At 67.1% G+C, this 553-nt stretch carries 1 protein-coding gene; it reads right to left on the reverse strand.

Annotated elements, in window-relative coordinates:
- A partial coding sequence (locus JMF90_RS39770; RefSeq protein WP_201326620.1) for a TauD/TfdA family dioxygenase occupies positions 1-477 on the reverse strand: 477 nt, incomplete at its 3' end.
- Between the last annotated feature and the right edge of the window lie 76 nt (positions 478-553).

The raw sequence follows: 553 nt of genomic DNA on the forward strand, positions 1-553 counted from the left end.
CGCGAACAGCGTGTCGCCGCCTTCCGCCGGCAACTCCTGCGCGTGCAGCAGCGAGCCGAGGCTCGGTTTTTCCTTGTACGACAGGTCGGAATGCCAGAAATGGCCGGCGTCGCCGAGCCCGACCGGTTTGCCGTTCTCGACGATGTTCGACACGGTCAGCACTTCCGGGTGGCCGGCCAGCGCGAACTGGTGCAGCACGTGAATCTGCAGCGGGCCGAAGCGGCGGCTGAACGCGATGTGCTCGTCCGGCGTGATGCGCTGGTCGCGAAACACCAGCACGTGGTGATCGAGATGCGCGCGATGGATGCGCGCGAAATCGTCGGCGCCAAGCGGTTGCGACAGGTTCAGGCCGATCACCTCGGCGCCGAGCGGCGCGTCGAACGGCACGATGTCGAAATGCTGCGCCGCGCCGTCCGGCCGCAAGGCGGGATGCCCGGCGGAAAGCGTTGCGGCGTCGCGGATGGCGGTAGTCGTCACGGCACGGCCCCTGATTCGGTCAAAACGCGAATCTACGAGGCCGTGCCGGCGTGCGTCAACGAAGCGATTCGGATAC

The sequence above is a fragment of the Burkholderia sp. E168m23 genome (assembly GCF_016586125.1).
GTDB classification, from domain to species: Bacteria; Pseudomonadota; Gammaproteobacteria; order Burkholderiales; family Burkholderiaceae; genus Burkholderia; species Burkholderia orbicola.